The organism is Neisseria sicca, assembly GCF_003044565.1.
In the GTDB taxonomy this organism is placed as follows: Bacteria; Pseudomonadota; Gammaproteobacteria; order Burkholderiales; family Neisseriaceae; genus Neisseria; species Neisseria sicca_A.
The window spans coordinates 93,562-112,863 of the sequence record NZ_POXG01000009.1 but is presented as its reverse complement, the minus strand read 5'-3'; the positions used below and the strand labels follow the sequence as shown (position 1 = coordinate 112,863).

16 protein-coding genes, 1 tRNA gene and 1 riboswitch are annotated in these 19,302 nt (G+C 46.9%); of the genes, 7 read left to right on the top strand and 10 right to left on the bottom strand.

Features of this window, described 5'->3' with window-relative positions:
• Window positions 1–268 precede the first annotated feature (268 nt).
• Window positions 269–1,462, top strand: coding sequence for a bifunctional phosphopantothenoylcysteine decarboxylase/phosphopantothenate--cysteine ligase CoaBC (gene coaBC / locus DBZ16_RS13970; protein ID WP_107814406.1), 1,194 nt, complete (start codon window positions 269–271; stop codon window positions 1,460–1,462).
• A 211-nt stretch (window positions 1,463–1,673) separates the two neighbouring features.
• Here coaBC and DBZ16_RS13965 read toward each other — a convergent pair whose 3' ends face one another.
• The 5 genes from DBZ16_RS13965 to DBZ16_RS13945 form a co-directional block, all read right to left on the bottom strand.
• Window positions 1,674–2,681 (bottom strand): IS5 family transposase, encoded by a 1,008-nt coding sequence (locus DBZ16_RS13965; protein ID WP_107814405.1) that lies wholly within the window; start codon window positions 2,679–2,681, stop codon window positions 1,674–1,676.
• Between the two features lie 67 nt (window positions 2,682–2,748).
• Window positions 2,749–4,275, bottom strand: a complete 1,527-nt coding sequence (locus DBZ16_RS13960) for a DHA2 family efflux MFS transporter permease subunit (RefSeq protein WP_107814404.1) — start codon at window positions 4,273–4,275, stop codon at window positions 2,749–2,751.
• Window positions 4,276–4,497: 222 nt separating this feature from the next.
• Window positions 4,498–5,688, bottom strand: coding sequence for an efflux RND transporter periplasmic adaptor subunit (locus tag DBZ16_RS13955; protein WP_107814403.1), 1,191 nt, complete (start codon window positions 5,686–5,688; stop codon window positions 4,498–4,500).
• Between the two features lie 349 nt (window positions 5,689–6,037).
• Window positions 6,038–7,438 carry an efflux transporter outer membrane subunit gene (locus tag DBZ16_RS13950; protein ID WP_107814402.1) on the bottom strand — a complete coding sequence of 467 codons (1,401 nt, stop codon included), beginning with the start codon at window positions 7,436–7,438 and terminating at the stop codon, window positions 6,038–6,040.
• 52 nt (window positions 7,439–7,490) lie between these two features.
• Window positions 7,491–7,985, bottom strand: a complete 495-nt coding sequence (locus tag DBZ16_RS13945; protein ID WP_003757030.1) for a MarR family transcriptional regulator — start codon at window positions 7,983–7,985, stop codon at window positions 7,491–7,493.
• Window positions 7,986–8,587: 602 nt separating this feature from the next.
• A riboswitch (PreQ1 riboswitch) is annotated at window positions 8,588–8,632 on the top strand.
• 4 nt (window positions 8,633–8,636) lie between these two features.
• Between DBZ16_RS13945 and queF the strand changes: the two genes are divergently transcribed.
• Both queF and DBZ16_RS13935 read left to right on the top strand, forming a co-directional pair.
• Window positions 8,637–9,110, top strand: a complete 474-nt coding sequence (gene queF / locus DBZ16_RS13940; protein ID WP_016686771.1) for a preQ(1) synthase — start codon at window positions 8,637–8,639, stop codon at window positions 9,108–9,110.
• 75 nt (window positions 9,111–9,185) lie between these two features.
• Window positions 9,186–9,869 carry a 7-cyano-7-deazaguanine/7-aminomethyl-7-deazaguanine transporter gene (locus DBZ16_RS13935; RefSeq protein ID WP_107814401.1) on the top strand — a complete coding sequence of 228 codons (684 nt, stop codon included), beginning with the start codon at window positions 9,186–9,188 and terminating at the stop codon, window positions 9,867–9,869.
• 88 nt (window positions 9,870–9,957) lie between these two features.
• Here the strand turns inward: DBZ16_RS13935 and DBZ16_RS13930 are convergent.
• The 3 genes from DBZ16_RS13930 to DBZ16_RS13920 all read right to left on the bottom strand — a co-directional run bounded on the left by DBZ16_RS13930 (window position 9,958) and on the right by DBZ16_RS13920 (window position 11,463).
• A tRNA-Arg gene (locus DBZ16_RS13930) sits at window positions 9,958–10,032 on the bottom strand.
• A 4-nt stretch (window positions 10,033–10,036) separates the two neighbouring features.
• Window positions 10,037–10,483, bottom strand: coding sequence for a DUF441 domain-containing protein (locus tag DBZ16_RS13925; protein ID WP_107814400.1), 447 nt, complete (start codon window positions 10,481–10,483; stop codon window positions 10,037–10,039).
• Window positions 10,484–10,488: 5 nt separating this feature from the next.
• Window positions 10,489–11,463, bottom strand: a complete 975-nt coding sequence (locus DBZ16_RS13920; protein WP_101810534.1) for a polyprenyl synthetase family protein — start codon at window positions 11,461–11,463, stop codon at window positions 10,489–10,491.
• Between the two features lie 262 nt (window positions 11,464–11,725).
• On the opposite strand from DBZ16_RS13920, the gene rplU reads away from it, so the two are divergent.
• The 4 genes from rplU to glnE all read left to right on the top strand — a co-directional run bounded on the left by rplU (window position 11,726) and on the right by glnE (window position 17,047).
• Complete coding sequence (gene rplU / locus DBZ16_RS13915; RefSeq protein WP_003763980.1) at window positions 11,726–12,034, top strand: 50S ribosomal protein L21; 309 nt, start codon at window positions 11,726–11,728, stop codon at window positions 12,032–12,034.
• A 25-nt stretch (window positions 12,035–12,059) separates the two neighbouring features.
• Window positions 12,060–12,332 carry a 50S ribosomal protein L27 gene (gene rpmA / locus DBZ16_RS13910; RefSeq protein WP_016686478.1) on the top strand — a complete coding sequence of 91 codons (273 nt, stop codon included), beginning with the start codon at window positions 12,060–12,062 and terminating at the stop codon, window positions 12,330–12,332.
• Window positions 12,333–12,904: 572 nt separating this feature from the next.
• The gene (gene ubiM / locus DBZ16_RS13900; protein ID WP_107814398.1) at window positions 12,905–14,089 is read left to right on the top strand and encodes a 5-demethoxyubiquinol-8 5-hydroxylase UbiM; all 1,185 of its coding nucleotides are present in this window, start codon (window positions 12,905–12,907) and stop codon (window positions 14,087–14,089) included.
• A gap of 267 nt (window positions 14,090–14,356) precedes the next feature.
• Entirely contained in the window at window positions 14,357–17,047 is a 2,691-nt protein-coding gene (gene glnE / locus DBZ16_RS13895; RefSeq protein ID WP_107814397.1) for a bifunctional [glutamate--ammonia ligase]-adenylyl-L-tyrosine phosphorylase/[glutamate--ammonia-ligase] adenylyltransferase, read from the top strand.
• Window positions 17,048–17,454: 407 nt separating this feature from the next.
• Here the strand turns inward: glnE and DBZ16_RS13890 are convergent, their stop codons facing one another.
• A complete protein-coding gene (locus DBZ16_RS13890; RefSeq protein ID WP_276308317.1) occupies window positions 17,455–18,009 on the bottom strand; it encodes a pilin in 555 nt (184 codons plus the stop codon).
• A 116-nt stretch (window positions 18,010–18,125) separates the two neighbouring features.
• Window positions 18,126–18,671 carry a pilin gene (locus DBZ16_RS13885; RefSeq protein ID WP_107814395.1) on the bottom strand — a complete coding sequence of 182 codons (546 nt, stop codon included), beginning with the start codon at window positions 18,669–18,671 and terminating at the stop codon, window positions 18,126–18,128.
• Between the last annotated feature and the right edge of the window lie 631 nt (window positions 18,672–19,302).

The following is a 19,302-nucleotide window of genomic DNA, read 5'->3' as shown; positions in this document are numbered from 1 at the left end:
ACACCAACAATATGAAATTCAACGGTTTTTATTTCGAAACTTTCAAAACCATTCTCAAACAAAACTCAACAACCCACCCCTCCAACACCAAAGGTCGTCTGAAATCTCTTTCAGACGACCTTTATCATAAATATCCGAAACAATTCCAAATATACCAAGCTTCGATTTACAACTTAAGATACCCACCCATCAGTTCCTGTTACTTTTTTGAACAGTATCCATGTTAGTATTATGACTTATTTGATTCAAATTGGATTGAGTTACTGTAATGAGTAAACACATTCTTTTAGGGATAAGTGGTGGTATTGCTGCTTATAAATCATGTGAGTTGGTCAGATTACTAAAAAAACAAGGACATTCTGTAACGGTAGCAATGAGCCGTGCAGCTACTGAATTTGTTACCCCCCTTACGTTTCAAGCATTAAGCGGAAATCCTGTTCTAGTCGATACGCACGATGGTCACTCGACTAGAGGAATGAGTCATATTGATTTAACCCGAGAAGCGGATGTTTTTTTAATTGCTCCCGCTACTGCCAATACGGTTGCCAAGATCGCCAACGGTATTGCTGATAATCTACTGACCAATTTGGCAGCAGCACGAAAATGCCCCATGGCAGTCGCTCCGTCGATGAATGTGGAGATGTGGAACAATCCTGCCAATCAAAGGAATATCCAACAACTGATTTCAGAGGACATCACGGTTTTCCAGCCATCCTATGGCGAACAGGCTTGCGGTGAAATCGGGATAGGGAGAATGCCTGAAGCAATTGAACTTGCCGATTTGATTCATGATTTATGGACGCCGAAAATACTTGTCGGCAAAAAAATCTTAATCACTGCCGGTGCGACCTTGGAAATGATTGATCCGGTACGCGGAATTACGAATATTTCCAGCGGTCAAATGGGCATTGCCCTAGCCCGTGCATGCAGAATGGCCGGCGCACAAGTTACGTTAATTTATGGACAGTTACAAACTCCCCTGCCAACCGGTCTCTATCATGTAGAACAGGCTATTAGCGCCCAAGAAATGTACGATGCTGTTCATAAATATATTGAAGATCAGAATGTTTTTATTTCCGTAGCCGCTGTGGCTGACTATAAGGTAAAAAACAGCAGCCCGCACAAATTGAAAAAAGAAAATTCAAAAGATACCCCGACCCTTGAATTGGAAGCCAATCCTGATATTTTGGCATCTGTAGCCACCCTACCCAAATCGCCTTTTTGCATTGGATTTGCCGCAGAAAGTGAAAAAGTTTTGGAATATGCTCGAGCAAAACGTTTACGCAAAGGCATTCCGATGCTGATTGCCAATGATGTTTCTCAAGCAATGGGAAAATCCACCAATCAGATTACTATTATTACGGATGACGAGGAACTATCTTTCCCTGAGAAAGAGAAATTACAGGTAGCAGAAGAAATTGTTCAATCTCTTGCTCGCCATCTGGACAAACCAGACCTGTAAGTAATCAGGTTAACCTGAAATATTTTCTACAACGGCAAAGGTCGTCTGAAAATTTTCAGACGACCTGAGACCTTTGCAAAAAAGCCCTTCCCCCGACAACCGGAACCCAAACACAGGTTTTCGTCTATTTCCGCCCCAATCACTCCTGATTTTACCCAAATACCCCTTAATCCTCCCCGGACGCCCCATAATCAGGCATCCGGGCCGCCTTTTAGGCGGCAACAGGCACACTTAGCCTGTTAGCCGCTTTCAACAGGTTTAAACACATCGCCTTCAGATGGCTTTGCGCACTCACTTTAATCAGCCCGAAATAGGCTGCCCGGGCATAGCGGAATTTACGGTGCAGCGTACCAAAGCTCTGTTCGACCACATAACGGGTCTTCGACAAATATCGGTTGCGTTTGGTTTGCACTTCCGTCAGCGGACGGTTGCGGTGGGCTTTGCGCATAATACCGTCCAGTAACTGATGTTCTTTCAGATGTTGCCGGTTTTCCGCACTGTCGTAGCCCTTATCTGCATAGACGGTTGTGTCTTCGGCAATGCCTTCCAGCAAAGGCAACAGGTGGTTGCACTCATGGGTATTGGCGGGGGTGATGTGCAGTTTCTCGATATAGCCTTCCTCATCGGTGCGGGTATGTTGTTTGTAACCGAGTTTGTATAAACCGTTTTTCTTTGTCCAACGGGCATCTTTGTCTTTGCTCGGTGTGGTTTGTCCGCTGACTTGTCCTTCTTCATCGACTTCTATGGCCTGACGCTGTTTGCTGCCGGCGGTCTGAATAATGGTGGCATCAATGACGGCGGCGGATGCTTTCTCTACTTTTAGGTTTTTTTCGGTCAGTTGGCAGTTAATCAGTTCCAGTAATTCGGACAGGGTGTTGTCTTGCGCCAGCCAGTTGCGGTAGCGGCATAAGGTGCTGTAATCGGGGATGCTCAGTTCGTCAAAACGGCAAAACAGGTTGAAATCGATGCGGGTGATGAGGCTGTGTTCAAGTTCGGGATCGGAGAGGCTGTGCCATTGTCCGAGCAGGACGGCTTTGAACATGGACAACAGGGGATAGGTGGGACGACCGCGATGGTCTCGGAGGTAACGGGTTCTTTGACGATTCAGGTATTGTTCGATCGGTTGCCAATCAATCACTTGATCCAACTTCAATAGTGGGAAGCGGTCGATGTGTTTGGCAATCATGGCTTGTGCGGTTTGCCGGAAGAAGGTGCTCATGAGAAATCCCCTAAATGTCTTGGTGGGAATTTAGGGGATTTTGCAAAGGTCTCGACCTTTTTGATATTCAATGCCCTGCTGATGAGCCTCCATTGAATGGCGGCTTGGCAAACCAAATTATGGAAATCATGGCGATGAACAAGATACTGCCAGCCAGGAAAATCTCATTTGACCCCATGATGAAGCCTTGCTGCGTAATGACATCGGAAATATTTTTCAAAACCTGCTGTTCACTCAGCCCCCGATTCGTCATTTCATGAACTGTTTGAACAGTCAAACTCGAATATGGATTAATCTGTTCACTCAGCTGCGTATGATGCAAAGCTTCTCTCCGTTCCCACATGGTACTGACTATGGATACGCCCACCCCACCCATGAAGACGCGCAAGAAATTAGACAGGCTACTTGCTGATGCAATTTGATCAGATTTAATATGGGACAATGTAATGCTGGTCAACGGAAGGAAAAACATGGACACACCCAAGCCTTGCCAGAATTGGGGCCAAACAACATTGCTCATATTCATTCCGGCATAAAAATCAGTGCGCCAATAGAAAGTAAAAGCAAACATCAAGAAACTTGCGGTAACAAGAAGACGCATGTCAATACGGTTGCCGAATCTACCTATGATCGGGGACAACAAGATAGGAAGAAAGCCCACAGGTGCAGCCGCCAAGCCCGCCCATGTTGCCGTATAACCAAGATTAGACTGCAACACTAGCGGCAACAGCGTGAGCGTACCCATATAAACCATAAAGCCCAATGAGGTCGCCAGTACGCCTATCGTAAAATTTCTGTTGCTAAACAAAGAAAAATCGACAATGGGGTATTTCTCGCCCAGTTCCCAAACCACAAAATATGTCAGACATACCAATGCCACTATACCTAAAACGATAATCTCTCCAGAGGCAAACCAGTCCAACTCTTTGCCTCTGTCCAGCATCATTTGCAGCGCACCAACACCAACCACCATCAATACTAAACCAATGTAATCTATCGGCGTCTTCACCACTTCCGTTTCCCTATCCCTCAATTGCTGCCACACAATAAGTGCAGAAATAATACCGATAGGGATGTTGATGAAGAAAATCCAACCCCAATGCCAATTATCCGAAATCCAACCGCCGAAAATAGGACCTAAAACGGGCGCGACGACAACGGTCATTGCCCACAATGCCAAAGCCAATGTCCGTTTTTCAGGAGGATACGATGCCATTAACAAACTTTGCGACAGCGGAATCAACGGTCCGGCTACAAAGCCTTGTAACACCCTGAAGATCACCAAAGCCTGAAGATTGGGTGCAATGCCGCACAACCACGACAGCAAAACAAATCCCACTACGGAGGCGATAAACAGTTTTACTTCGCCAAACCGTTTTGCCATAAATCCGGTTAGCGGCACTGAAATCGCATTCGCCACGGCAAATGACGTAATAACCCAAGTACCCTGAGTAGTCGCCGCCCCCAAGTCCCCGGCAATTACCGGTACTGCAACGTTGGCAATCGTGGTATCCAAGACTTCCATAAAAACGGCAAGGCTGAGTGCCAACGTAACCAGCACCAGCCTAACACCCTGCAATGGCGGATAATTCATATTTCTTCGCTATTATTCATTCAATATATTGCACAGTGATTGCGCTTAGATACACATCCCTTTTCAGACGACCTCTTTGATGAACATTCATATCATCATAACCAAAGTGCTGCCTTGTATAATCCGTCACAAATTTGCTTCCTCATGTACTTTGATATCTATTCGCCATCAAAGAACCACATTCAGCAATTCAACACATGAAAGGTCGTCTGAAAACATTTTTTACTTAGCGTATTTCTCAAAAATCTTATCGATCAACGCATCGGCAGCAGCCCAATCCACACTTTCGGTTTCCGGTGATTCTACATTTTTATCAGCAACCGCCGTCATATTTTTTCCTGAACCGGCACCTGAAATATCAACCTTTACTTTCATAGATAAACCGACACGCAGCGGATTTACCTGCAACTCTTTCGCATCCAAACTGATGCGGACCGGAACACGTTGTACAACCTTAATCCAGTTCCCCGTCGCATTTTGAGGTGGTAAAAGGGAGAATGCACTGCCCGTACCCGCAGACAAACCCATCACCCTGCCATGATAGACCACTTTATTTCCATATAAATCAGCAGTCATTTCAACAGGTTGACCAATTTTCATTTGACGCAGTTGCGATTCTTTAAAGTTAGCATCAACCCAAAGATTACTCAAAGGAACCACAGCCATCATTGGTGAACCTTGAGCGATACGCTGCCCTACTTGAACATTCCGTTTGGCAATCTGTCCATTCATCGGGGCGCGAATTTGGGTGCGTTGCAGATTCAACCATGCATCTTTAATATGGCTGATGGCTGTTTGCACCGCAGGTTGTTGACGCAGAGGGATATTATTACCTAAAATTGCTTGTGCAGAAGTCTCTTCCGCTTCCACTGCCTTCAAAGCCGCTTGAGCTTGAACCACAGCAGCGCGGGCATGACTCAACTCCTCACCTGAAATCGCGTCTGTTCCCGATAAAGCTTCACGTCGACGCAAATCTGCCTGAGCCTTTGCCAATTCGGCTTTTCGCAACAGAACTTGCGCTTTTGCTTTCGAGTTAACCGCAGTTTGTTGTTTATTCTGACGAATTGCCTGAATCAATTCATTTTGAGCACGCTCGTAAGCCAGCTGAAAATCGCTGTCATCTAACGCAACTAAGACATCCCCTTTTTTGACCACATCAGTATCGTCATACATCACCTTTCTTACCGTACCGGTGACTTGAGGGGTAATTTGCACCAGATGGCCCGCAACATAAGCATCTTCAGTCTCTTCCTCGTATTGCCAAAATAAGAAATACGCAAGAGCCACACCGACTGCAATCAAAATAAAAAGCAGTGTGATAACTGCCAAATTACGTCCGCGCTTACGCCCCACCCTTGAACTTTTTGTCCCTAAATTGCGTAATTGTTCATTATTTTCGAGATTCGCATCCATGATTTCATTTTAACCCGAGTAATTACAGACTATTTTCCTTATTTACCCCACCCCATTAATATCTCTTTGATTTTAATAGAATAGACAATACTGAAAAATACATGCAGAGGTGCATTTTATAGCCGCATCGTTACTCAATCAAGTAACAATCATATTTAAAAACCATTTGGATATCCCCTTTTACCATTAGGCGCAAGCAATCATTTCAAAGCCATCCAAGCAATACCGATTCCTGACAATCAAAAAGCAATTGGCGATATTCTGAACACATACATTTAAACATTAAATGCATATTCAAAATATCGCCAACTGACTTAATTAAAAGGAAAGAGGTCGTCTGAAAAGCCTCCTATTGCGTTTTAAACCCACCGCCCAACTGGGCATTCAGATTACTCCACGCAATCAACCATTCAGATTGATACTGCACCAATTGCATTTTTACCTGCAACATATCATCTTGTTTTTGCAATGCGTTAAGACCGTTATCCAATCCTGCCCTCACTCTACCCTGAGCATTTTTAACCGACTTCTCGGATATTTTCAGCATTTTATCCCAAGTAGACTGTTTACTTTGTAGGCTTTGGTAATCTACAACAGCATCCGCAGCAGAACGCATCGCATTTAAAACCGTTTGATCGTACACGGCCACCTGCTCATTATATTCTGCGCGTTTACCTGCCAATTTTGACTGCAATGCACCAGAAGTGAAAATAGGAAGATTGATAGCCGGAACAATACCCAGCATACCTGATGTTTTACCTCTGACCACATTGAACGCATCAATATGTCCAAGACCTGCCAAGGCTTTTAACTCAATATTGGGATAAAACTCTGCCTCAGTAGATTTAATCGTATGCAGCTTAGATTCCAATAATGATTTTTGTGCCGCTATATCCGGTCGAGCTGCTAACAAATCAGCATGGATTTTATTCACAGGTACAACAGGAACCACACCCATTCGACTGGGTTCTTGTCCGGAAAGCGCTCCCGGCACGTTACCGCTTAATACCGCCAAAGCATGTCGGACTTTGGCAATCTGTTGTTCCAATGACGTTTTTTCCAACTGAAGTTGCTGATGCGCCAACTCAATGGGATACAATGATTGCGCAGGCATCAGGTTTGCATGGATTCTGCGTGAGACCAATTGCTGCATTTTCTCTGACAGATTGATACGCTCTTGTACGAGAGCTTGCCGCTCACTCAAAGCCTGCCAAATAAAATATTGCTTGGCCACCGCATTCGCCAACTCAATCCGTGCCTGATGTGCTTCATACAAAATTGCCTGACGACGCCCCAAAACCGCTGCAATCTGCTCACGGTTTTTTCCCCAAAAATCGAATGTCCAGCTTCCCTGCACTGCAGCGTTTGCCAATAATAATGTATGGTCGGTATCAATACGGGAGGATGCGGGCTTGGGTGCAACATACATCCCAAACCCGCTTGCAGACATACCGATTTGCGTTTTGCCGGCGGCTTCGGTTATTCCCAGCTGCGCTTGTGCTTGCTCGAAACGCGCCTTGGCAATACGCAAATCTGTTGATGTTTGGATAGCTTGTGCAATCAATTGATTCAGTTTGTTATCTTTTAATTGCAACCACCATCCGTCTTGAATGAGGGATGCCGATTTACCATCGGGCAAAGAATACACCGTCGGTTCTTCCAACGGTGCTTGTTTACCAAACTGCGCACAAGCTGCAAGTACAGATACTGCAATAATGCAGATGCCCCGTTTGGCAATATTTGATTTCATGGCAGACTCCGTTTTTTACTTTTATCCCTGCCACAATTCTTACTGCATCAGATCAGCTGTCCAAACGGTTCAACAGCTTGCCTAACAGATTTTGCAACTGGGTATAATCCTCATTGGTAAAATCTTCCCAAGCTTCCCCGCTCTTACTGGAAATCTGCGGCCATACTTGTTGGATAAAAGACTCACCTTCCTGTGTCAATTTTAACACAATCTGGCGGCGGTCTTGCTGATTGATATGACGACCTACCCATCCCCGTTCTACCATCTCATCGGAAAGACGGGTTGCGCTGGTACGCGTCAAATCCATCAAGTCGCTCAAACGCGAAGGAAGGATTTCGCTTTTAGGGCTGACATAAACTGCCATCAAAGCAAACCACAAATTTTCATTGATACCGAAAGTTTTCAAATTCTCATTGAGATGACTGCTTAAACGCTCGGTTGTTACCCGTAACAGACGTCCTGTTCTTACCTGTTGTTCTGAAAATTCAGGCAAACGGTCGGAAAGTTGGCGCAGCGCGTTGACCAAGTCGGTTTGTGAAAAACTCATTATAAATATCCTCTTCTTAAATTTATTGGCTGTTTATGCTGCAAATCAGAATAAAATGACAATCTCATTTGCTTCAAAATACCAAATACTTATTCAATGCCGCTATACTAATTCAACTGATTATTTTCCGAATGAAAATCTGACAATCGGTTCAAGAAGATAACAAGTGGCGTTTTTTATGCATAAGTCATCTAATTTGTATGTAATTCCGAATTCTTACTCTACAAAATCAGCATTCTGAAAGGATAGATTTGTGGTTACCGACAACTTAATTTATTGTTTATATTGAAAACACCATAATTTATTAGAGAGATGGCGCTTCTCCTTAGTTCTACAACTCAAAACATGACTTTTGAGATACTACTGAAAACACTTCAAAAAAATTTTGACTTTTACGATTAACGCAAAAAAATTAACTATAAAAATCATAAATTTAAAAATTAATTTAAATTCTCTCCGCATAGCCTTGCAAAGGCATTACGCCGCGTCAAAGATATCCTCTCCAATCCCTTCCGTTTCTTTCTGCATTTCCAACCCAGCTTTCACACACAAAATAATCATCAAAAAAATCACACACATAGTTCCCCTTATATTACAATCCGCGCTTCGTGGTTCGAAAACCTCCCACATTAAAAAACTAAGGAAACCCTCATGTCCCGCAATACCGAAGAGCTACAAGGCATCTCTCTTTTGGGCAATCAAAAAACCCAATATCCGACCGGCTACGCTCCCGAAATTCTCGAAGCATTCGACAACAAACACCCTGACAACGACTATTTCGTCAAATTCGTCTGCCCCGAATTCACCAGCCTCTGCCCCATGACCGGGCAGCCTGACTTCGCTACCATCTACATCCGCTACATCCCGCATATCAAAATGGTGGAAAGCAAGTCCCTGAAACTCTACCTCTTTAGCTTCCGCAACCACGGCGATTTTCATGAAGACTGTGTCAACATCATCATGAAAGACCTGATCGCACTGATGGATCCGAAATACATCGAAGTTTTCGGCGAATTCACACCGCGCGGCGGCATCGCCATTCATCCCTTTGCCAATTACGGCAAAGCAGGTACCGAGTTCGAAGCATTGGCACGCAAACGCCTGTTTGAACACGACAGCCAATAATCCATCCCCTTTTACGCATTTTCAGACGACCTCTTTCACAAGAAGGTCGTCTGAAAGCCTTTCCGAAAGATTTACATGTACGAATTTACAACAGCGCAACAACAGAAGGCACTCTTCTGGCTGGTGCTTTTCCACATCCTCATCATCGCCGCCAGCAACTATCTGGTGCAGTTCCCCTTCCAAATTTTCGGCATCCACACCACTTGGGGCGCGTTTTCCTTTCCCTTCATCTTTCTTGCCACCGACCTGACCGTCCGCATTTTCGGTTCGCACTTGGCACGGCGGATTATCTTTTGGGTCATGTTCCCCGCCCTTTTGCTTTCCTACATCTTTTCCGTTTTGTTCCACAACGGCAGTTGGACAGGCTTGCGCGCACTATCCGAATTCAACACCTTTGTCGGACGTATCGCTTTGGCCAGCTTTGCCGCTTACGCACTCGGACAAATTCTTGATATTTTTGTGTTCAACAAATTACGTCGTCTGAAAGCGTGGTGGATTGCCCCGACCGCATCAACCGTCATCGGCAACGCTTTGGATACGCTGGTATTTTTCGCCATTGCCTTCTACGCAAGCAGCGATGAATTTATGGCGGCAAACTGGCAGAGCATCGCTTTTGTCGATTATCTGTTCAAACTCACCATCTGCACCCTCTTCTTCCTGCCAGCCTACGGCGTGATTTTGAATATCTTGACGAAGAAGCTGACGACACTGCACTCCCAACATCCTCAAAAACAGATGCTGCCGGTACAAGAATCTTGATGCAGTCCGACAGAACGATTTACGATTCCCGTTCATAGAAAATACAAAGAGGTCGTCTGAAAATTTCAGACGACCTCTTTGTATTTTCTGGCCTCGCCAACAGGAATCGAACCTGTATTTTACGCTTAGGAGGCATACGTTCTATCCGTTGAACTATGGCGAGCGTGTTAAACTTTTCCTGCTATAAATGATAATAATCCTGCGGCAATCAGCGGGCCGACCGGAATGCCGCCTATAAACGCCACACCGATAACCGTACCGATCAAAAGACCTGTTACCAAAACAGGCTGTTCGCTCATCAGCGGTACGCCGCGTCCTGCCAGCCAGGCGACAAGGATGCCGATTAATACGGCGGCAATCATTTTAAAATTGACAAACTCCGAAAGCGGCGGAATTTGAACCTTGCCTGAAACCAGCGGGCTTAAGACCCCGATTGTCAGCAAAATAATCCCAAAATGCAAGCCGTGTTTTTCCATGAAAGGAATATATTGCGACAAAGCAGTCTGCTGCATTAACAGCAAAATTGCTGCTGAAATCGTAATCGAGTTGTTGTTACTGACGACACCGAGAAAAATCAGCGTCACCAGAAACATCGGGACGAAGTTGAAATTCATCGGATTTAAGAAACCCGTGCCAATGATTCCTCAGCCAACTGAACCATCGCCTGCTTGACTTCGCTGTCAGGTAGCACAGCCAAAGAAGCCACTGCTTGCTCAACTGCTTTACGTGCTTCGGAAATCGAATAAGTCAGCGCATCGGAATGGACGACATAATCATGGATTTTTTGGAAACTGCTGCGGTCCGCATTTTCCAAAGCGTGGCGCACATCGTCCGCCACTTGTTTCGCCCCGTTGCGCATCAGATAAATCAGCGGCAAAGTCGGTTTGCCTTCCGCCAAATCATCGCCGACGTTTTTACCGATTTCTTCAGTTTCACCCGAATAATCCAAAACATCATCAATAATTTGGAACGCCGTACCGACATACATGCCGTAATCTTTCAGCGCCTGCTCATGCTCAGGAGAGGCATTACCCAAAATCGCGCCGACCTGTGCTGCCGCTTCAAACAATTTGGCTGTTTTATATTGAATCACTTGAACATATTGCGCTTCGGTAATATCGGTATTGCCGATGTTCATCAGCTGCATGACCTCGCCTTCGGCAATAATATTGGTTGCATCCGCCATGACTTCCAAAATGCGCATACTGCCGGAATCAACCATCAACTGGAAAGCGCGCGTATATAAAAAGTCGCCGACCAACACCGCCGCCGCGTTGCCGAACAGATTATTCGCCGTTTCGCGTCCGCGGCGCAAATCGCTTTCATCAACCACATCGTCGTGCAACAGGGTCGAAGTGTGGATAAATTCCACCATCGCCGCCAAAGCATACAGCTTATCTCCGTCATAGCCGACCGATTTACCTGCCAAAATCGTCATAATCGGACGCAGACGCTTACCGCCGGCACTGATAATATAAGTACCGATTTGCGAAATCAGCGCGACATCAGACTGAACCGCTTGGTTGATCACCTCATTGACCCGTGAAAGGTCTTCAGGCAGATGGCGTTGGAAATAAGGCAGGTTTTCGAGCATAACACATTCTCAGTCAGCAAAATGAAGCAGGCTTGCCGTATAAATATAATGGGTTGGGTATAAGGTGGAAATAATATTGCCGCATAAAAATATCGGCAATCCAGCGCGCGATTATAGCAGCAAAGCCCGTTTGGCACATCTTTCAGACGACCTTACCCCTACAAACGAAATAAACTTTGACAAAACAGGCAAATAGCAATAGAATCTCGTGTTTCGCACAATGGTGTGCGGGATATTAACCATAATTCTCATGGAGTTGAGTATGTACGCGGTCGTAAAAACTGGCGGCAAACAATATAAAGTTGCCGTTGGCGAAAAATTGAAAGTAGAACAGATACCAGCCGAACTCGACAGCCAAATCGAACTGACCGAAGTTTTGATGATTGCTGACGGCGAATCTGTAAAAGTTGGCGCTCCTTTTATCGAAGGCGCAAAAGTAACAGCTAAAGTAGTAGCCCATGGTCGCGGCGAGAAAGTACGCATTTTCAAAATGCGCCGCCGTAAACACTACCAAAAACGCCAAGGCCATCGCCAAAATTTCACTCAAATCGAAATCGTGGCAATCGCCTAATTTTTGAAACTTAGGAGTATTACAAATGGCAAGTAAAAAAGCAGGCGGTAGCACCCGCAACGGTCGCGATTCAGAAGCCAAACGCCTGGGCGTAAAAGCCTACGGCAGCGAGCTGATTCCGGCAGGTTCCATCATCGTCCGCCAACGCGGTACCAAATTCCACGCCGGCGACAACGTAGGCATGGGCAAAGACCACACTTTGTTCGCCAAAGTTGACGGTTATGTTGAATTCAAAACCAAAGGTGCGCTGAACCGTAAAACTGTCAGCATCCGTCCTTACACCGGTTCTGAAGAATAATCCGAGTTTGTCGCGATATTGAAAAAGCTGTATTTCTTAGGGAATACAGCTTTTTTGTTTGTATTCGGTTGCGAATATTGATCGTAAATAATTTTGCCACTACCAATTCAAATTCAAGCAGTACACGACAACAAAACTGCAAACCATACAATCAACTCAACAAAACAAGAACACCGCATTGATGCAAAAACCACTCTACCACAAAATTTCAGACGACCCCTTTGCCATCACGCCCCTTCCCACACCCCAGAGTATAGTGGATTAAATTTAAATCAGGACAAGGTGAGACAACGCCGTGCTGGTTTAAAGTTAATCCACTATAAAAGAAAAGCAAATCCATATAGCCGCTACTTACTGATTTTTAAACACTTCATAATACGCAACACATTACCGCCATTGACTTACATTAAGCGCAGCGTAAAAAATCATTCACAATATAAATCTTTGAATTACTCAATCGATACTTTTGCTATAATCAATTACTCAATGCAGATTACCCTTATCTCATTCAAACACAGTAAACTTAAGGTCGTCTGAAATTATCCGTACCCCTTTAACAAAAAGGATGCCTCATGAGCTTACACAGCGATATTCTTGTCGTCGGCGCAGGACCTGCCGGGTTGAGTTTTGCCGCAGAACTGGCCGGTAGCGGTTTAAAAATCACATTGATTGAAAAAAGCCCTTTAGAAATTTTACAAAATCCACCTTATGACGGGCGTGAAATCGCGTTGACCCACCTGTCCCGCGAAATTATGCAACGCTTGGGCATGTGGGATTTGATTCCGAAAGACGAAATTTACCCCTTGCGTGACGCAAAAGTCTTGAACGGGCAGTCCGATTACCAACTCCACTTCCCGCAACCGACCCAAGCACGCGGCGAACCTGCCGACTGCTTAGGTTATCTGATTTCAAACCACAATATCCGCAAAGCCGCTTATGAAGTCGTATCCAAACTGGACAACGTCACTATTCTGACCGGCACGGGCGTCAAAGAAGTCAAAACTTCCGAAGACGAAGCCCAAGTCATCTTGGAAAACGGCGAAGTTTTGAGCGGTCGCCTACTCTTAGCAGCAGACAGCCGCTTCTCCCAAACCCGCCGACAACTGGGTATTTCCTCCGATATGCACGATTACAGCCGCACCATGTTCGTCTGCCGCATGAAGCATACCCTGTCCAACCAGCATACCGCTTACGAATGCTTCCACTACGGCCGCACCATCGCCCTGCTGCCTTTGGAAGAACACCTGACCAACACCGTCATTACCGTCGATAGCGACAAGGCGGACACCATCAAAAAAATGTCTCCTGAAGAATTGGCAGCCAGTGTCAAAGAGCAGCTCAAAGGCCGTTTGGGCGATATGGAATTGGTCAGCACCATTCACAACTACCCCTTGGTCGGCATGATTGCCCAACGTTTCTATGGAAAACGCAGCGCCTTAATCGGCGACGCCGCCGTCGGTATGCACCCCGTTACCGCACATGGTTTCAACTTGGGCTTATCCAGCGCAGACATCTTGGCAAAACTGATTCTCGAAGCGGAACAACGCGGTCAAGACATCGGCGCCGCCAGCCTGCTGGAAAAATACAGCACCAAGCATATGCTCCATGCCCAACCGATTTACCTCGGCACCAATATGCTGCTCAAACTCTTTACCAACGAAACCGCGCCCGCCAAAATCCTGCGCGGCTTGGTATTGCGTGCCAGCAACAACTTCCCGCCATTGAAAAAACTGATTACCAAACAACTCACCGGCTAATCTGTTTAAACACATCAAAAGGTCGTCTGAAACGCTTTTCAGACGACCTTTTGACTATACTTTTTGACTATCAGGAACAAATCACAAACTTCCCATATCAGCAAACAAACCCGCTCATACGCCTTGTGTTTTGCTGTTTCAGACGACCTCCAAGATTGCTATGATATAGTGGCTTGACTTTAAACCGGTACCGCATTGCCTCGCCTTGTCCTGATTTAAAGTTAATCCACCATACCATTCCCCTCATCCTTCAAAACGGAATCCGAAATGTCCGACAACCGCCTCGACACCGCCCGCCACCATTCCCTGTTCCTCACCCGCCAGCTCGACAACGGCAAACTCAAGCCCGAAATTTTCCTGCCCATGCTAGACAAAGTGTTAACCGAAGCGGATTTCCAAGCCTTTGCCGACTGGGACAAAATCCGCACGGAAGAAAACGAGGAAGAATTGGCACGGCAGTTGCGCGAGTTGCGCCGTTATGTGGTGTCGCAGATTATCGTGCGCGATATAAACCGCATCAGCGATTTGAACGAAGTAACCCGCACGATTACGCTGTTTGCCGATTTTGCCGTCAATACCGCGCTGGATTTTGCCTACGCCTATTATCGGGATATGTACGGCACGCCAATCGGGCGTTATACCAAATCGCCGCAGCATTTGAGCGTGGTGGCGATGGGTAAGGCGGGCGGCTATGAGTTGAACGTGTCTTCCGACATCGATTTGATTTTCGTCTATCCCGAATCAGGCGACACCGACGGCAGGCGCGAACGGGGCAATCAGGAGTTTTTCACCAAAGTCGGGCAGAAACTGATTGCGTTGCTGAATGACATTACCGCCGACGGGCAGGTGTTCCGCGTCGATATGCGGCTGCGGCCGGACGGCGATTCCGGCGCGCTGGTATTGAGCGAAACCGCGCTGGAGCAATACCTGATCACGCAGGGGCGCGAATGGGAACGCTATGCGTGGTGTAAAGGCCGCGTGGTTACGCCGTATCCAAACGACATCAAATCGCTGGTGCGTCCCTTCGTATTCCGCAAATATCTGGATTACAGCGCGTATGAGGCAATGCGCAACCTACACCGCCAAATCCGCAGCGAAGTCAGCAAAAAAGGCATGGCGGACAACATCAAACTCGGCGCGGGCGGCATCCGCGAAGTCGAATTTATCGCCCAGATTTTCCAGATGATACGCGGCGGGCAAATGCGCGCGCTGCAACTGAAAGGCACGCAGGAAACGCTGAAGAAACTTGCCGAATTGGGCATCATGCCGTCTGAAAACGTCGAAACCCTGCTCGCTGCCTACCGCTTCCTGCGCGACGTCGAACACCGCCTGCAATACTGGGACGACCAGCAAACCCAAACCCTGCCCGCCTCGCCCGAACAGCAGCAACTGCTCGCCGAAAGCATGGGCTTCGACAGCTACGCCGCCTTTTCAGACGACCTCAACGTTCATCGGAACAAGGTCAATCAGTTGTTCAACGAAATTTTGAGCGAACCCGAAGAGCAAACCCTAGCCAACAGCGAATGGCAATGGGCATGGCAGGACAAACCCGACGAAGAAGAGCGGCAAGGTCGTCTGAAAGAACACGGGTTCGATGCCGAAACCATCGCCGCAAGGCTCGACCAAATCCGAAACGGTCATAAATACCGCCATCTTTCCGCACACGCCCAGCCGCGTTTTGACGCCATTGTGCCGCTGTTCGTACAGGCGGCGGCAGAGCAAACCAACCCGACCGATACGCTGATGCGGCTGTTTGACTTCCTCGAAAACATCAGCCGCCGCTCCGCCTATCTCGCCTTCCTCAACGAACATCCGCAAACCTTGGCGCAACTCGCGCAGATTATGAGCCAAAGCTCATGGGTGGCGGCGTATCTGAGCAAATATCCGATTCTGCTGGACGAACTCATCAGCGCGCAGCTTTTGGATACCACGTTTGACTGGCAAACCCTCGCCACCGCCCTTTCAGACGACCTCAAAGCCTGCGGCGGCGACACCGAAGCGCAAATGGACACCCTGCGCCGCTTCCAACACGCCCAAGTCTTCCGCCTCGCCGTCCAAGACCTCGCCGGACTGTGGACGGTAGAATCCCTCTCCGACCAACTCTCCGCCCTAGCCGACACCATCCTTGCCGCCGCCCTGCTGTGCGCGTGGGCGGACATGCCCAAAAAACACCGCGACACCCCGCAATTCGCCGTCGTCGGCTACGGCAAACTCGGCGGCAAAGAACTCGGCTACGCCTCCGACCTCGATCTCATCTATCTCTACGACGATCCCCATCCCGACGCAGGCGACGTGTACAGCCGCCTCGCGCGCCGCCTGACCAACTGCCTTTCCGCCGCTACCGGCGCAGGCAGCCTCTACGAAACCGACCTGCGCCTGCGCCCCAACGGCGACGCCGGCTTCCTCGCCCACAGCATCGCCGCCTTCGAAAAATACCAGCGCGAAAACGCATGGACGTGGGAACACCAGTCCCTCACCCGCGCCCGCTTCATCTGCGGCACACCCGAAATTCAGACGGCCTTCGACCGCATCCGCACCGAAATCCTCACCGCCGAACGCGACCAAACCACCTTGGCAGGCGAAATCATCGAAATGCGCGAAAAAATGTTCCCCACCCATCCGCCAGTTGACAGCAACGTCAAATACGCGCGCGGCGGCGTGGTCGACGTCGAATTTATCGTCCAATACCTCATCCTTGCCTATGCCCGAAAATATCCGCAACTCCTCGACAACTACGGCAACATCGCCCTCTTGAACATCGCCGCCGACTGCGGCCTCATCGGCAAAACCCTCGCCGAACAAAGCCGCACCGCCTACCGCTTCTACCGCCAGCAGCAACACAACACCAAACTGCGCGATGCGGAAAAAACCGAAGTAACTGACGAATTGCTGGCACATTACGGCAATGTCAGGAAATTGTGGAAGGAAGTGTTCGGAGAGGAGGGGAAGCTTGGATAAAGCGGATGTTACAGGGGGGGGAGGGATTAAACCATCCACCGCGTAGCGCGTATCCACCCGCGAATCACACCAAACCCGTAGCGTGGGTTCTGCCCGCGAATCAAACCCAAAATTTCAGACGACCTCTTTTACCCGCCATCTTCGTAGGCAAAGCTCACGCTACAATCCACACGTATAAGACAAAAGGTCGTCTGAAAACGCTTTTCAGACGACCTTATGGTAGGTTGGGTTTCAAAACCCAACATTTCAAATTATCTAAAGTTCGTTGGGTCTCGACCCAACCTACACCCTGCTGAAAACGCTTTTCAAACGACCTCAGGGTAGGTTGGGTTGCAAAACCCAACATTCCAAATTACCCAAATTTCATTGGGTCTCGACCCAACCTACACACTACCCAAGCAATGCGCTTAGCGACATTCGGATGGTGCAAATCGAGCAGGCAGCGTTCCTGGAGTGACGGGAGTCAGGCCATAATGGTCTGCAGTTGTATGGGTATCGGATGAACATGCCCATTGCACCACGCCCATATTGGCGGATGTAAAGGCTTGCTGCAGGGTATCGTATCCACCTGTTGCTCTAGGGACAAAAGGTGTCAAGGTCAAGGTATTGGCATTGGCATCCAAACCTACGGCTGCGGCATTATAAGTAATGGTAATCACGCCGCTTGTCGGATCGCCTTGTATAGAATCTACATACTTACTGTTCGCTCCCGTATTGTTGTTGCGAGTATTCATTTCAGTGATAGCACTACGCAAGTACACAGATGATGTCCGTCCATCAACAACAATTTCGTTCTTTAGGGGTGCAACCAACAATAGCCCTTCTGAAATACGGGCGCGTATCGCGTAATTCTGATAAGCTGGCAATGCAATTGCCGCCAAAATGCCGATAATGGCGATGACCACCATCAGCTCAATCAAGGTAAAGCCTCTATTTTTTGTATGCATTGCTTGTAAAGACACAATATCCCCCCTTTTTAAATCTTGAAAAAAAATGACTCCGAAAGATAAATCCGATTGAAAATTATTTTATCTGATAGAAAAACACCCGCCGCAGCGGGTGTTTCTGATTGATTAAATTAGCGGCATTGTGCAGGAGCGTATTTAGCTTGCAAAGCATTCGTAACAGGTGTAACTGTGATATTTGAAGCATCAGCAGAACCATGAGTAGAGGAAGCACAGCCCCAGTCCAAAGAACCGGTACGACCACCACCAATGGCAGCAGCCAAACTTTCACCGCCACCAGCAGCACCACTACGTACCCATGGAGTCAGAGTCAGGGTGTTTTCAGTAGCAGCAACACCCACTCGACCTGGATTGTAGACAACAGTAATAACGCCGCTATTCTCATCCATTTGAATGCTGTTAACATATTTAGAGTTGGCACCAGTGCCGTTGTTTTGAGCGTTCCAAGTCGCAGCAACACGAGCCAGGTCAGCAGCAGCTGCAGAGCCTTCAGTAGCAATGGCTTGTTTGGCAGATTCAGCCAGACCCAAACCTTCAGTTACGCGGGAGCGTACGGTGTAGTCTTGGTAAGCCGGCAGGGCGATAGCGGCCAGAATACCGATAATTGCGATTACGATCATCAATTCGATCAGAGTGAAACCTTTTTGGATTGCTTTCATTTAATAAACTCCAGTTTAAAAAGTGTTGTGAATAAAAATGTTTGTTGTTAAAAAACCGTAATGTGTTTGGCTCTCTTGTTTTATGAGTAAAACCATCAAGTAGAAGGAATATACAGCTTCCCGGTTCGGATTTCGTTGCTTCATTTCCTTGCCGGACGTAATGTATCAAGCAGGGGATGTGCCAAGTCTGGATTTTTTTGGATTTTTTGTGCAAATATTTTGTAATTTTATGTTTTTAATAAGTTTAAATTTGTTTTGAAGGATTTTTCGGGCAGATTTTGGCTTTTTTATGACGAGGGATTGTTTCTGCGATATGACGCGTTTTGTCATTTTTTGATTTTTTTGGGGGAAGTGAAGAAGACGTTTTGTGTCATGTGCCGTGTTTCGTCACTTTTGAAAGCCGTTTTTAATAATATTTGAATATTTTGACAAACGGTATGATTATTTAGATAAGCGGTATTCTTGAAATTTAGATATTTTTAATAAATTGATTTATATAATATTTTTAATATGATTTTTTGATATTCGGTATTTATTTAGGATAAGAGGTAATTCGCAATAGAAATTTATGGAAATTAATTTAATTTTGAATGGTTATTCTTAGCGCTCGAAGCCTCTTCTAAAAAGGGGA